Source organism: Streptomyces sp. NPDC002884 (genome assembly GCF_040295245.1).
In the GTDB taxonomy this organism is placed as follows: Bacteria; Actinomycetota; Actinomycetes; order Streptomycetales; family Streptomycetaceae; genus Streptomyces.
The window spans coordinates 395848-409598 of the sequence record NZ_JBEOVB010000005.1; the positions used below are offsets into that span (position 1 = coordinate 395848).

Sequence of the window (13751 nt, forward strand, 5' to 3'; positions counted from 1 at the left end):
ATGAACCAGAAGCCCGCCGGGCGAATATCCCGGTTCCCCCACCTGAAGCAGGACTTCGCCGCCTCCCTCGTCGTCTTCCTGGTCGCGCTGCCGCTGTGTGTGGGCGTGGCCGTGGCCTCCGGCGTGCCGGCCGAGCTGGGGCTCGTCACCGGCATCGTCGGCGGCCTCGTCACCGGTCTGCTGCGGGGCAGTTCCCTCCAGGTGTCCGGCCCCGCGGCCGGACTGACCGTGCTGGTCTTCGAGGCGGTGCAGGAGTTCGGCCTGCCCGCCCTCGGAGTGATCGTCCTCGCCACGGGCGTCCTCCAGCTCGCCATGGGCGCCCTGAAGCTGGGCCGCTACTTCCGGGCCATCTCCGTCTCGGTCGTCGAGGGCATGCTGGCCGGAATCGGCCTGGTCCTGATCGCCGGTCAGCTGTACGCGGCGGCGGGCACCAAGGCGCCGGCCTCCGGCCTCGATAAGATCACCGGACTGCCCGGGGCCCTCGCGGACGCGGCCGGCCGCACCTCCGCACTGGCCTCGCTCGCGATCGGCGTCGGCACCATCGCGGTGCTCGTGTTGTGGAAGCGGTTGCCGGCGACGGTGCGTACGGTGCCCGGCCCGCTCGCCGCGGTGGGCCTGGCGACCCTCACCGCCCTGCTGCTGAACCTGCCCGTGGCCACGGTCGAGGTGCAGGGCCTGCTCGGTTCCGTGCAGCCTCCGTCGCTGAGCTCCTTCGGCGAACTGGCGCACGTCGGCCTGCTGGGCACGATCGTCGCGTTCACCCTGATCGCGTCCGCCGAGTCGCTGTTCAGCGCGGCGGCGGTGGACCGGCTGCACGACGGTCCGCGCACCGAGTACGACAAGGAGCTGATGGCGCAGGGCGCGGGCAACGCGATCTGCGGGGCGCTCGGCGCGCTGCCGATGACCGCAGTGATCGTGCGCAGCGCGGCCAACGTGCAGGCGGGCGCGCGGACGAAGGCGTCGCGCGTCCTGCACGGCGTGTGGCTGCTGCTGTTCGCGGCCCTGCTGCCGAACGTGCTGGCGTACATCCCCATCCCGGCACTGGCCGGCATCCTCGTGCACGCGGGCGCCAAACTCGTGCCCGTACGGGCGGTCGTGGGTCTGTGGCGCGAGCACCGCGGCGAGGCGCTGATCCTGGTCGCCACGGCCGTGTCGATCGTCGCGGTCAGCATGTTCGAGGGCGTGCTCGTCGGTCTCGCGCTGGCCGTCGCCAAGACGGCCTGGGAGGCCTCGCACATCAGGCTGGAGGTCGTCGACAAGGGCGCGGGACCCGTCCAGGCGTACCTGTCGGGCAACGCGACGTTCCTGCGGCTGCCGAAGATCCTCGACAGCCTGGAGGCCCTCCCGCAGGACCGCCCCGTCGAGCTGGACCTCTCCGGACTGCACCACCTCGACCACGCCTGCCGTACGGCGCTGGAGACCTGGGCCGAACGGCACAGCGCGGCCGGCACGGAACCGGTGAAGGTCACGGAACCGGTGACGACCGTCTAGCCGCCCCGCTCGCCGTCCGGCCCGGGACTCGGGGCGTGGCCCCGGGCCGGGCGGCGGGCATATCGTTGCAGAGCGGACAGAAACGCTCTCACGGGCCTCTCGCCGAGGAGGTCGTCATGCTCCAGGAGCTGCTGGGCGCGGCCGCGGCGGTCGCCGCCGGGGGCCTCGTGTACCTCGGGGCGGCGGCGCGGGTCGTCAAGCAGTACGAGCGCGGGGTGGTCCTGCGGCTCGGGCGGCTGCGCGGCGAGGTCCGCCCGCCGGGGTTCACCCTGGTCGTCCCGGCCGTGGACCGGTTGCACAAGGTCAACATGCAGATCGTGACCATGCCCATTCCGGCCCAGGAGGGCATCAGCCGCGACAACGTGACCGTGCGGGTCGACGCCGTCGTGTACTTCCGGGTGGTGGACGCGGCGGCCGCGATCATCAACGTCGAGGACTACCGCTTCGCCGTCTCGCAGATGGCACAGACCTCGCTGCGGTCCATCATCGGCAAGAGCGAGCTGGACGACCTGCTGTCCAACCGGGAGAAGCTCAACGAGGGCCTGGAGCTGATGATCGACAGCCCCGCCATCGGCTGGGGCGTGCAGATCGACCGGGTGGAGATCAAGGACGTGTCCCTGCCGGACACGATGAAGCGCTCGATGGCCCGGCAGGCCGAGGCCGACCGGGAGCGGCGGGCCCGGATCATCAACGCCGACGCCGAGCTCCAGGCGTCGAAGAAGCTCGCCGAGGCGGCGAAGGAGATGTCCGAGCAGCCCGCCGCGCTCCAGCTCCGGCTGCTCCAGACGGTGGTGGCGGTCGCCGCCGAGAAGAACTCCACCCTGGTGCTCCCGTTCCCGGTGGAACTGCTCCGTTTCCTGGAGAAAGCCCAGCAACCGCTTCCACAAAATCCACAGCAAGAGCCACGGCAACAGGCACAGCAACAGCCGCAGCAACAGCCTGCGCAACAAACGCCCCTGCCGCCTGCACCGCCGCCCTCGCCGAAGGATGTGGACGAGTGACACGAGCTACGCGCGTGGTTCCCGGGGCGCAGTCCGGGTGATAGACACAGCGGGATCACAGTTCCTGTCCGCCAGCAGGAAGGTTTCCCCATGTCTGCGACACGACGTCAGATCCTCGCCGGTACCGGTGCCCTGGGAGTGGGCGCGAGCATCGCGTTCACCGGCGCCCTCTCCGACCTCTTCGCGGGCACCGCCGCCGCGCAGAACCTCGGCCGCGACGGCTACGGGCCCCTCGTCCCCGACGCGCACGGCCTGCTCGACCTCCCCGCGGGCTTCCGCTACCGGGTCCTCTCCCGCGAGGGCGACCCGCTGCGCTCCGGCGAGGGGCCGGTGCCCTCGAACCACGACGGCATGACGGCCCTGCCCGGCCGGGGCGGTCGCGTCCATCTCGTCCGCAACCACGAGAACCGCCCCACGGCGAAGTTCCCCGTCCCCACGATCGACGGCCTGACCTACGACCCCGCGGGCAAGGGCGGCTGTACGGCCCTGACCCTGGACTCACGGAACAACGTGCTCTCCGAGCGGGTGGCCATCGCCGGTACGGCCGTCAACTGCGCGGGCGGGCCCACTCCGTGGCACACCTGGCTGACCTGCGAGGAGACCGAGGACAAAGCCGGCACAAACGGTTACACAAAGGATCACGGCTTCATCTTCGAGGTGGACCCGGCCGACCCGCGCCGCAGCGGGGCCGTCCCGCTGACCGCGATGGGCCGCTTCCAGCACGAGGCGATCGCCGTCGACCCGCGGCTCGGAATCGTTTACGAAACCGAGGACGCGTTTCTTGAACCGTTCGGCCTTTTCTACCGCTTTCTGCCGAAGAAACCGCTGGGCGGGGCGGGCTCGCTGCGCGCGGGCGGCCGTCTCCAGGCGATGCGCGTCCCCGGCGTACCGGACCTGTCCTCGATCCAGGACACGGGCGCCACCTTCGACGACATCGAGTGGGTCGACGTACCGGACCCCCTCGCCGTCGAAACCCCGGTCCGCCTCCAGGACTTCGGCCCGAAGGGCATCACGCACGCCCAGAAGCTCGAGGGCTGTTACTGGGGCGGGCACTGCGTGTACTTCGTGTCGTCGTTCGCACACGGCTCGGACGGCTCGGCGGCCGACCACTTCGGCCAGATCTGGCGCTACGACCCGAAGCTCCGCCGCCTCACCCTCGTCATCGTCTTCGGCCCGGACACGGACGTCCAGCTGCCGGGCGAGTCCCCGGACAACATCTGCCTGGCGCCCAGCGGCGGCCTGATGGTCTGCGAGGACGGCAACGGAGCCCAGCACGTCTTCGGCGTGACCAGGACCGGCGAGGTGTACGCGATGGCGCGGGGCCGCCAGAACATCGGAACGCCCCAGGCACCCGAGTGGGGCGAGTTCGCCGGCGTCACCTTCTCCCCCGACGGCGACACGATGTACGTGAACTGCTACACCCCGGGGACGACCTTCGCCGTCACGGGGCCCTGGCGGCGCTAGGCCGGTTCCCGGGAGGGGCCCCGCCGGCGCGGGGCCCGGACCGGCGTCCGGTGGGGCAGCTCCCGGCCCGCCCGGCCTCGACGTGACATCACGGGAGCCGTCGGCGCAACGACGTCCCGTGTCCCCGCCCGCCCGGGCACTGCCGGGGCGACGAGAGCCCGGGCGGGTGACACCACCAGAGGCACGGGCGCATATCGCCATGAACACCAGTAAAACCCTCATAACTTCATACGATGATCCCTCCCGTACGTCGCCTCGTCGCCCTCTGCGCCCTGGGGGCCGCGCTCGCCCCGCTCGCCGCCTGCGGCACCCCTCAGGACCCACACACCGCGCGTCCGGCCGCCCCCGCGCACGCGTCCATCGCCCCCACCCGGCCCCCCACCCTGGCCCCCGGCCCGGCCGGCCTCACCCCCGTCTTCAGCAACGCGCCCCGCACCGCCGACAAGACGGTCGCCCTCACCTTCGACGCCGACATGACCGCCGACCAGGGAGCCCGCGCGGCGGCCGGCGAGCACTTCGACAACCCGGGGCTGATCGCGGCGCTGCGGGCGCTGAAGGTGCCGGCCACCGTGTTCATGACCGGCCGCTGGGCCGAGGAGTACCCGGACCAGGCCCGCTCCCTCGGCCGCGACCCCCGCTTCGAGATCGCCAACCACTCCTACAGCCACTACGCCTTCACCGACGACTGCTACGGCCTGCCGACCGTCCCCGAGGACAGGATGCGCGCGGACGTGGAGCGGGCGTACACGGCGTTCCGCAAAGCCGGGGTGCCTGACGCGATGCCGTACTTCCGCTTCCCCGGCGGCTGTTACGACCGGCGGGCGCTGCGCGCGGTGAGCGGCATGGGCGTGACCGCGGTGCAGTGGGACGTGGTGAGCGGGGACGCCTTCGCGACCGACGCGGACGCGGTGGCCCGGCAGGTGCTGGACGGGGTCCGGCCCGGCTCCGTCGTCGTCATGCACTGCACGCGCAGCGCCGCCCCGACGACCGAGCGGGCGGTACGGTCCGTCGTCCCGGAGCTGCGCCGTCGGGGGTACCGGTTCGTGAAGGTGTCCGAGCTGATCGGGACGGCGAGGCTGGTCGGGACGGCGAGCGGACGACGGTGAACCACGCACCCCCGCCCCCCCGCACCCCCGCACCCCCGCACCCCCGCACCCCCGCACCCCCGCACCCCCGCACCCCCGCACCCGCACGAAGACGACCTCGCTTCGTACGGCGTCGTCGCTTACGTACGCTGGAGGCATGAGCGAGGACAGTGACCGGGAGTACTGCCTGATCGACGCGACCACACCGCCCAGGGCCGAGGGGCCGCCGTACGCGGAGTGCGTCCTGTGCCGAAAGCCGACGGAGTATCCGGAGTCGTACAAGGGGATCACGCTGTGTCCGGTGTGCGAGTGGCAGGAGGCCCAGCGGACCGCGTGCTCGGGGTAACCGCTTGCTCGGGGTAACCGCTTGCCGCGCGCAACCGGGCACGCGCAGGCAGGCAGGCAGACAGGCAGACAGGCAGACAGGCAACACAACCGGTTACCCGGCAAGTAACAGGTAACCGGTTGCCGACAGGTTGCCGTGGTCGCGAGTGGCAGCCATGGTGGTGGCGGGTGACCGGCGTGGGGGGGGCAGGCGCCGACGTGGTGGCGGTGGCGGTCAACGGCCGGACACTGATTCGTCATCGCTTACCTGCTCGCGATCGTCTCACCGATGCGTAATCGGTTACCCGGTCATCGGCGCACGTGCCGTCGCTCGCTGAGCCGTAATCGGTTACCAGTGCACGTCACCGGCACGCGATCGTGAACTGCTACGTAACCGCTTGCCCGGCCTCCGGCCTCCCCCTCCCCTCCCCGCCTCCCTCTTCGCCCCCTCCCCCCCTCCCCGCCTCCCCGCCCCCCGCTCACGGTGATCGGCGTGATGTGAGCGCGCACGCAACGGCCGTCGCCGCGGCGGTCAGCAGGGCTGCCGCGGCCAGGGGCAGGAGCGGCAGGTGGACGGTCGCCGAGTGGGAGCCGCTGACCAGGCCGCTCACCGCCGCCTGCGCCGGGGAACCGGTTACCACCAGCGCCAGCAGGGCCGCCAGCAGCAGCGCGGGGACCGCGCGGCCGGGCGAGCGCAGCACGGGCCAGGCGGTGAGCGCGCCGACGGCCGCGCCGAGCAGGGCACAGGTCAGGACGGCGAGCAGTCCGGCGCCGGCGGCCGGCAGGACGGGAACACGCTTGTCGTGGTCGCTGCCGACCGGGTCGCTGATGATCGTGACCATCACCGTCGCCGCCGTACCGAGCACGACGGCCGTGGTCAGCGCGACCAGGAAACAGGCCAGGTGCGCCCGCCCGGGCCCGACCGCCGCCGCGACGACCGTGCGGGCGGCCGGGGGCTCGTTGGTGACGCAGATCCGCACCAGCCACGCCGCCACGGGCAGCAGGAACGCGGCCGTGTAGCCGAGCGAGTCCAGCAGCGGCTGGCCGCCCTGCACACCGATGCCCAGGAAGACGGCGTAGAGGAGGAACGGCGGCAGCCAGCGCTGCGAGCGCAGGAGCAGAGCGGTCTGATAGCGCAGGAGGGCGGTCATCGGCGGGGGCTCCCGTCCTGACGGACGCTCACCACGTGCCACGGCGGGCGGGCGGTCAGCAGGGCGCGGAGCAGTACGTCGGAGTGGGAGGCCGGGACGGTGAGCCGGTGGGCGCGGTCGGCCGTCTCCTCGACGCCGGTGGCCAGCCGGAGCACCTCCGGCGGGAGCGGGGCGGCCGTGCCGTGCACCTCGATGGTCATGTGGGGACCGTCGGGCACGGTGGTCGGTTCCGCCGCGGTCCGCCGGTGGAGGGTGCCGTCGCGGACGGTGTACTCGGTGTCCGCGCGGCCGGCGAGGCGGCGGGGGTCGTGGTCGACGAAGACGACGGCCGCCCCGGCGGCCGTCCGCTCGGCGACGGCACGTTCGAGTTCGGCGCGCGCGTCGGTGTCGAGTCCGGTCCAGGCCTCGTCCAGGATCAGCAACTCCGGTTCGGCGAGGAGTGCTTGCGCCACGGCGACCTTCTGGCTGCTGCCCTTGGACAGGCGGCTCATCGGGGTGTGGGCGTGTGCGGTGGCGCCGAAGCGGTCCAGCCAGTCGCCCGCGGCACGTTCGGCCGCCGTACGGGACAGGCCGTGGACCGCGCCGAGGTGGGTGAGGTAGCCGAGGGCGGTGAAGGGGAGGGCGGCGGGGAAACGTTCGGGAACGTAGGCGGTGCGGGGAGCGCCGGTGATCCTGCCCTCGGTCGGGGCGTCGATGCGGGCGAGGAGGCGGAGCAGGGTGGACTTCCCGGTGCCGTTGGGGCCTTCGATGCGGGTGAGGGTGGCGGGGGCCGCGTTCAGATGCACGTCGCGCAACACCCAGGGGCCGCGCACGCCGTAGCGGCGGCCCACGCCCTCCAGCCGTAGCTCGCGTGGCATGCGGACCGTCCTTTCACCGCGGGATGCATGGATCTTCCACCTGGCAGACTGGAGGACGTGACCAGTGATCCGGCCGTTCCCGGCGACAGCCCTTTCCGTTCCGATCCTTCGATACGGGACGAGGCTCCGCAGTTCGTCCTGCCGTTGGTGGTCCGTATCGAGCGTGCCGACCCGCCGGCGCGCACGGACGCGCTGGAGACGGCCGCGCGCGCCGTGCTGACCCTCCTCGCCGACGAGCGGGCGCTGGGCGACGGCGAGTGGGCGGAGGCCGTCCGTGACTGGCAGGACGCCCGGATCCGCAAGGTGGTGCGGCGGGCGCGCGGCGCGGAGTGGCGGCGGGCGGAGGCGCTGCCCGGCATCACGGTGACGGGCAAGGCGGCGGAAGTAAGGGTTTTCCCGCCTGTTCCGCTGGACGGCTGGCCCAAGGACCTGGCGAAGCTCCAGGTTTCCGGAACCGATCTCGAGGACCCGGAGCCGCCGGTCGACATCGACCCGACGACTCCGGTGATCTGGCAGAACCCCGAGGTCGGCATGTCCGCGGGCAAGGCGATGGCGCAGGCCGGACACGGCGCGCAGCTCGCCTGGTGGGAGCTGTCGGACGAGGAGCGGACCGCCTGGCGCGAGGCGGGTTTTCCGCTCGCCGTGCGGACCGCGGAGCCGCGACGGTGGCGTGCGCTGACGGAGAGCGGCCTGCCGCTGGTGCGGGACGCGGGGTTCACCGAGATCGCGCCGGGCAGTTGCACCGTCGTCGCGGACCACCCCGCCCTGCGGACCACCCGCTAGTGCTCTGACCGCATACCTTCGCCGGGTTGGGCGGGTGTGGGGCCATTAATGCCAGCTACCTGGCGAGGCATCCGCCTATGCTCGGCTCGTGCAGCCGCTTTCCGACCGCAGCAATCTGTTGATCACGGCGTTCCCAGCCGAGCTTGCAAGCGATGCCGAGGCAGTCCTGGCGGTGATGCCTGATTCTCGGCTCCAGCCGCATGCCTCGTTCTCGGTCGTTGTAGAGGGCCAGCAGGTTTTGAACCCGGGCGCCTCTATAACGACGAGCCGTCAACTGACAGGGTGGCGTCGCTTTCGTCGCGCCAACAGCAGCTTCTGCACTGCCTGTACTCAAGGCACTGCGACGGGGTGGTCAGGCAGCGACACCTGGAGAAGGTCGTTGGTTCCACGGACCCGTGGGCCGTCCCCTTCGTGGTGCAGCTGGTTGGCGAGTACGTCTTGGAGATCCTGGTCGTCATCTGCGATGAGCTCCGTGATCTCGCCACGCCCGGCACCTGCGGCCACCTCGCTTACGGGCAGTTCCTCGTGGACAACCCTGCCTTCTTCGCGCGCACTCAACGGCGGGTTGTGAGCTACTGGAGCTGTTACTACCGCGGCACCTACGCGAGCTTTCGGGGCTACCCGGGGTGCACGATTCTTGACCTCCTACGGTCCGCTGCCTCCGACAGAGCAGGACATCCCTGGCCCAACCTCGCTCCAGCCGGCGCCAGGGTGGACGGCTACTGCTAGGACCCGGCCGGGCAAGGTCGCCAGGCTGGTCAAGCGGCATCGGCGAGGGGACGTCCGCCCCAACGGATGCCCTTCTCGCTGCGGATGCGAGCGCGCTCGCGGCGCTGGGCTGCCAGCACGTCGGGGTGACGGGCATTCGCGTTGCGCCAGCGCAGATAGGCGTGCAGGGCGCGGGTCTGCACGGTGTGGTTGCGGTGGTTGGAGTTGGCGATAGTGAACTGCCGCAGCGGCCCGAAGTGCGCCTCGATTGGGTTGGCCCAGGACGCGTATGTCGGCGTGAAGCACAGCTCGACGCGGTTCTTCTTCGCCCAGCGGCGGATCGTCTCGCCTTTGTGGGCGGACAGGTTGTCCAGGATGACGTAGATGGGGGCGCCGTCCGGTCGGGCGGCCCGGACCGATCTGAGCGCGGCCAGCGTGTTCGCGGCGCCCTTCTTCCGGCGGTTGACGCCCCAGAGCGTGTCGTCACCGACCGAATAGCAGCCGTGGAAGTACCTGACGCCATGCGTGCGGTGGTAGGTCGCCGGGTGCCGCTCGGGGTGACTGGCCGGGGCCCAGCCCGCACCGCCGGTGGGGCGGATGCCGAGGGGGCCGAACTCGTCGAACGCGAAGACCCGGTCCGGGAAGCGGTCCAGGACCTCCTCGATCCGGTCCAGCTTTGCCTCGCGGTCGGGGTCCGGGGACTCCTTCCACGTCTTGGTGCGCTGGAAGGTGATGCCGCGGCGGGCGAGCAGACGGCGTAACGCCTCGCGGCCGATGCGGATGACCCGCCCATGGACTTTCCGCAGGTGGGCCAGAAGTTTGCGGATGGACCAGCGAGTGAAGGGTTGGCCGAGTTTGGTCGGGCGGGTGGTGGCCGTCTGAACGACGAAGTCCTCGTCGTCAGGACTGAGCAGGCGGGGACGGCCTCCCGCCCATCGAGGGTCCAGGCAGGCCAGGCCGATCTCGTTGAACCGGTGGATCACATCCCGGACGGTGTCTTCGTCGGCTTGCACCAGCTGGGCGATCACCGGGACCCGGTTCCCGCCGGCCGAGGCCAGCAGCATCATCGCGCGTCGGAAGCGGGCCGAACTGGTGCTGCCCCGGCGCACGATCTGCTGCAGTTTCTGCCCCTCCTGGTCGGTCAACCTGCGCAGACGAACAGGCTCAGCCACCGCACCCCCAGCACTCGGATCGGATGTCACGCAACATCCAACCGCCCCGACCACCATCCCGGCGAACCAATGTGGTCAGAGCACTAGCTAGCCCCGAGCCCCCGGAGCTAGCCCGAGCCCCCGGCCGCATCTCCTGCCCCCACCCCCACCCTCGCCTCACCCTGCCCCTGCCCCTGCCCCTGACGCCTGACGCCTGACGCCTGACGCCCCTGCGGCTCCCCAGTTCTGTGGCCCGAACCTCAAATGTTGCTCTGAAGGAGGGCGGTCGGCGGTTCGGGAGGCGGTGGCGGGGCCATACCCCCGTCACCACGCAGGGGGCACGAAGGAGGCGGGGACCATGAGGCGACTGGGGACGGGGATCGGCTGGCGGCCGGAGATCGCGGACGCCGTGGAGCGCATGCCGGGGATCGACTGGGTCGAGGCCGTCGCCGAGAACGTGTGCCCCGGGCATCTGCCCGACTCGCTGCTACGGCTGCGCGAACGCGGGGTCACCGTGATCCCGCACGGCGTCTCGCTCGGACTGGGCGATGCGGAGCGGCCCGACGCGGGACGGCTGGCCGCGCTCGCCGAACGGGCCGAGGCACTGGGCTCGCCGCTGGTCACCGAGCACATCGCGTTCGTCCGCGCGGGCGGCCCCCTGACGGCGTCCCCGCGGCTCGAGGCCGGGCATCTGCTGCCCGTGCCACGCACCCGTGACGCCCTCGACGTGCTCTGCGAGAACGTGCGCATCGCGCAGGACGCGCTGCCCGTGCCGCTCGCGGTCGAGAACATCGCCGCGATCGTCGCGTGGCCGGGCGAGGAGATGACCGAGGGACAGTTCCTGTACGAGCTGGCCGACCGCACGGGCGTACGGCTGCTCATCGACGTGGCCAACCTGCACACCAACCACGTCAACCGGGGCGAGGACCCCGCCAAGGCGCTCGCCGAACTGCCGCTGGAGGCCATCGCCTACGTCCATGTCGCGGGCGGTTTCGAGCGGGACGGCGTCTGGCACGACAGTCACGCCCACCCGGTCCCCCGGCCGGTCCTCGACATCCTCACCGACCTCGCGTCCCGGGTGTCGCTGCCGGGGGTGCTGCTGGAACGGGACGAGAACTTCCCCGAACCGGCCGAGCTGGAAAGGGAGTTGGGCACGATCAGGGCGGCTGTCGAAGCCGGAGCTGGGGCTCAGACCGGGACCGGCACCGGCGGCGGTGGCGGCGGCACCGGTGGCGGTGGCGGCGGCACCGGTGGCGGTGGCGGCGGCACCGGTGGCGGTGGCGGTGGCGAATCCGCCCCGCATGCCCCGGAGTCGGCGCCGTCCGCCCTCGGCGAGGCCACTCGTCAGCGCCTCGGTCTCGCGCAGGCCTCCCTGCTGTCCGCACTGGTCGCCGGGACACCGGTCCCCGAGGGCTTCGACCGGGTGCGACTCGGCGTACAGTCCCGGGCGCTGGCGGCGAAGCGGGCGGATGTGGTGGCGAAGGTGGCCCCGGAACTGCCGCTGATTCTCGGAAACGGTTACCGCACCGCGTTCCTCGCGTACGCCCAAGGGCATCCGTTGCGCGGCGGCTACCGGCAGGACGCCCTCGACTTCGCCGAGGCGACGCTCCTGGGCGGACGGTTGACGGAGGGCCGGGCCCGCCGCGAACTGCGCCGCTGGTGGCTGGACCGCTCGGGCCCCGCCCCGCGGCCGAAGTCACGGCTGGGGCAGGTGGGACGGGTAGGGCGGACGTTGATACGGCGGTGAGGGATCCGGGCCCGCGACCTTCCCGCGGGGCCGCCCGAATGTGCCGGGGTTAACACCCCGCGACCCACGACCCGCGCGGCAACCGTTCCGTCACCGTTTCCTCACTGTTTCTCCCGCTTTGGCGCCCCTTCCGGACCTACCGTTTCGCCCGTGCTGTTCCCGTTGTAACCGTTTGCCCCTGTACGGCAGTTGGCGGCGCAGGCGCAGTAATATGCCAGCCAGTCCCGCAACCGAAAGCGCACTAGTGTGCAGTGCCGCGAGCAGGAGGCACCCATGCGGCCGCGACCCCCCGTCCAGGGCAGAGGCATCTTCAGCGGCACCGGGCTCATCATCACGGGCCTGGCGGCGACCCTCGCGGCGCTGGTCTTCCCGATCTGGTCGTACGCCGACCGGTCGGGCACCGGAGTGGACGTGCTGAACGCGCAGACGGTGTCGACGCAGTACGGGCCGCTGTCCGCGCTGGACCGGGAGTTCGTCACGAAGGTCCGGCTGGCGGGGCTGTGGGAGCTGCCCGCCGGCCGGCAGGCCCAGACGAAGGGCACGACCGAGGCCGTACGGACGGCGGGACGGCACCTGGTCGAGGGGCACAGCTTCCTGGACGAGCGGGTGCGCACCGTCGCCTCCCAACTGGGCCTCGCGCTTCCGAACGAGCCCAACGACCAGCAGAAGGGCTGGCTGAGCGAGCTCGACGCGGCACAGGGTGACCAGTACGACTGGAAGTTCGCCAACATCCTGCGTCTCGCGCACGGCCGGGTGTTCTCCGTCGTCGCCCAGGTGCGGGCCGGTACCCGCAACTCGCTGGTGCGCGAGCTCGCCGACGACGCCAACACCACCGTGCTGGACCACATCAAGATCCTGGAGGCCACCGGGTTCGTCGACTTCGACGCCCTCGCCCGGGACATGGCCGCCGGCAGCACGCCCCCGATCACCCGCTCCCCCGGCCCGCCGGGTCCGACGGCCGACCCCGGGTCGGCCGTGCCGGTGACGCCGTCGCCGTACCCCACCTACACGCTCCCGCCGGCCGCGGCCAGCCCGCCACCCGGCAGCTGAGGTCCGCGAAGGCAAGCGGAACGTCACATATCCACAACGCTCGGTCCGGATGGTGAACAGGGCGTGGCGTTTCTCGGGGCGCATGGCATAGAAACGCGACATGGTCTGGGTGCTTCTCCTGCTGCTGGCATGGGCCGTCGCGGGTGCGGCGTGCACACGGCTGTGCCTGGCCGCCGTACGCGCGGCCGCCGTCGACGAGAACGCGGGCCAGGGACATGATCTGACGCTCTACGAGGCGGCCTTCCTGTCCGGCGGCCCGCGCCGGGTCGCCGACCTGACCATGGTCTCCATGGCGCGGCAGCGGCGGCTCGTGCTCGCCCGCACCGGCTGGGCGACCGTCGTGGACCCGCGCGGGCGCGACGAGATGGAGCGGTCGGTCATAGGGGCCATCGGGCCCGAGGGGCAGTCCCTCATCGCCCCGGCGCGGGCGGCGGCCGCCGCCGCGGACGCGGTGGGCGGCCTGGCCGACCGGCTGGTCCGCGCCGGTCTCGCGGTCCCCGACGGGGCCCGTACGACAGTCGCGGCCGGGGTGCGGCAGGTGCGGGTCGCCGCCGTGGCCGTGCTCGCGCTGGGCGTCACCGCGCTGCTGGTCCCCGCCACCCCGGACATGCCCCGCGACCTCGTCGCCCTCTGGTTCGCGCTGCCCCTGGCGCTCACGCTGAGCTGCCTCGCCATAGCGCGGGTCGAAGTGCACCCGTACTCGCGCTGGGCCTCCCCGGCCGGACAGCGGCTGCTGGGCGCGCTGGCCCGGCGGGCCGGCCGCCCGGGGGACGACCGCACGTACCTGACCTCCGTCGCCGTACGCGGGATCCGCGCGGTGGGCGAGCCGGACCTGCGGGCGGCCTTCGCTCATCGTGAGCAGTACGGGCGGGACTGAGGCGGGGCGCGCTCGACCACCGGGGGGCGCACAAGGGGCATTGGCGCCGACACCCGCCGACG

Annotated in this window: 12 protein-coding genes and 1 pseudogene; 10 read left to right on the plus strand and 3 right to left on the minus strand. The window is 72.1% G+C overall.

The window, feature by feature from the left end; all coding sequences use genetic code 11:
• From ABT070_RS14090 to ABT070_RS14110, 5 genes are all read left to right on the plus strand, one after another.
• Positions 1-1491 (plus strand): SulP family inorganic anion transporter, encoded by a 1491-nt coding sequence (locus tag ABT070_RS14090; RefSeq protein ID WP_351759321.1) that lies wholly within the window; start codon positions 1-3, stop codon positions 1489-1491.
• A 116-nt stretch (positions 1492-1607) separates the two neighbouring features.
• Positions 1608-2492, plus strand: coding sequence for a slipin family protein (locus tag ABT070_RS14095; protein ID WP_351759323.1), 885 nt, complete (start codon positions 1608-1610; stop codon positions 2490-2492).
• 90 nt (positions 2493-2582) lie between these two features.
• Positions 2583-3956 carry an alkaline phosphatase PhoX gene (locus ABT070_RS14100; RefSeq protein WP_351759325.1) on the plus strand — a complete coding sequence of 458 codons (1374 nt, stop codon included), beginning with the start codon at positions 2583-2585 and terminating at the stop codon, positions 3954-3956.
• 233 nt (positions 3957-4189) lie between these two features.
• Positions 4190-5062, plus strand: coding sequence for a polysaccharide deacetylase family protein (locus ABT070_RS14105; RefSeq protein WP_351759328.1), 873 nt, complete (start codon positions 4190-4192; stop codon positions 5060-5062).
• 136 nt (positions 5063-5198) lie between these two features.
• On the plus strand, positions 5199-5387 hold the full coding sequence (locus ABT070_RS14110) for a hypothetical protein (RefSeq protein WP_351759331.1): 189 nt from the start codon (positions 5199-5201) through the stop codon (positions 5385-5387).
• A 457-nt stretch (positions 5388-5844) separates the two neighbouring features.
• Here ABT070_RS14110 and ABT070_RS14115 read toward each other — a convergent pair whose 3' ends face one another.
• On the minus strand, positions 5845-6516 hold the full coding sequence (locus tag ABT070_RS14115; protein WP_351759333.1) for an ABC transporter: 672 nt from the start codon (positions 6514-6516) through the stop codon (positions 5845-5847).
• Positions 6513-7373, minus strand: a complete 861-nt coding sequence (locus tag ABT070_RS14120) for an ABC transporter ATP-binding protein (protein ID WP_351759335.1) — start codon at positions 7371-7373, stop codon at positions 6513-6515. Before ABT070_RS14120 ends, ABT070_RS14115 begins: the two co-directional genes overlap by 4 nt.
• Before the next feature lie 27 nt (positions 7374-7400).
• Here ABT070_RS14120 and ABT070_RS14125 point away from each other — a divergent pair, with 27 nt between their 5' ends.
• A complete protein-coding gene (locus tag ABT070_RS14125; RefSeq protein WP_351759338.1) occupies positions 7401-8156 on the plus strand; it encodes an aminoacyl-tRNA hydrolase in 756 nt (251 codons plus the stop codon).
• A gap of 88 nt (positions 8157-8244) precedes the next feature.
• Positions 8245-8885: pseudogene (locus tag ABT070_RS14130) on the plus strand (hypothetical protein).
• Positions 8886-8914: 29 nt separating this feature from the next.
• Here ABT070_RS14130 and ABT070_RS14135 read toward each other — a convergent pair.
• Positions 8915-10036 (minus strand): IS630 family transposase, encoded by a 1122-nt coding sequence (locus ABT070_RS14135; RefSeq protein WP_351759339.1) that lies wholly within the window; start codon positions 10034-10036, stop codon positions 8915-8917.
• 337 nt (positions 10037-10373) lie between these two features.
• On the opposite strand from ABT070_RS14135, the gene ABT070_RS14140 reads away from it, so the two are divergent.
• The 3 genes from ABT070_RS14140 to ABT070_RS14150 all read left to right on the plus strand — a co-directional run bounded on the left by ABT070_RS14140 (position 10374) and on the right by ABT070_RS14150 (position 13689).
• Positions 10374-11762: an MbnB/TglH/ChrH family RiPP precursor modification enzyme gene (locus ABT070_RS14140; RefSeq protein WP_351759341.1), complete on the plus strand. Its 1389-nt coding sequence runs from the start codon at positions 10374-10376 to the stop codon at positions 11760-11762.
• A 273-nt stretch (positions 11763-12035) separates the two neighbouring features.
• Positions 12036-12812 (plus strand): DUF4142 domain-containing protein, encoded by a 777-nt coding sequence (locus tag ABT070_RS14145; protein ID WP_351759344.1) that lies wholly within the window; start codon positions 12036-12038, stop codon positions 12810-12812.
• A 100-nt stretch (positions 12813-12912) separates the two neighbouring features.
• Positions 12913-13689, plus strand: coding sequence for a TIGR04222 domain-containing membrane protein (locus ABT070_RS14150; RefSeq protein WP_351759346.1), 777 nt, complete (start codon positions 12913-12915; stop codon positions 13687-13689).
• Positions 13690-13751: the final 62 nt, after the last annotated feature.